Annotated in this window: 1 protein-coding gene; it reads right to left on the bottom strand. The window is 34.3% G+C overall.

The features are described from left to right. On the bottom strand, positions 1 to 90 hold a 90-nt coding region (locus tag RYX56_RS24275), incomplete at its 3' end, for a YuiB family protein (RefSeq protein WP_439108535.1). Positions 91 to 248: the final 158 nt, after the last annotated feature.

The following is a 248-nucleotide window of genomic DNA, read 5'->3' as shown; positions in this document are numbered from 1 at the left end:
CATGCGCAAAATCATATTGAGAATGAAGCCGATTCCAAAAAATAAGTCAAAAAATAGCAAAATTGATATCAGTAATAAAGCAATATTCATGGAAATCCCCCTTTTTACATCAATCCTTAGTGTACTGAATGGATAGAAAGGAGTCAATCAAAAAAAGGACAGACGCTCCTGTCCTTTTTTAATTAAAATAAATTAAATTTCCCTTTTTTCAAGACAAGCGATGCCCCGCCAATCATGTAAAGGGCACG

Origin of the sequence: Alkalihalophilus lindianensis, assembly GCF_032843265.1 — a bacterium.
Classification (GTDB): domain Bacteria; phylum Bacillota; class Bacilli; order Bacillales; family Bacillaceae_D; genus Alkalihalophilus; species Alkalihalophilus lindianensis.
This window is presented reverse-complemented; position numbering and strand designations above follow the sequence as displayed.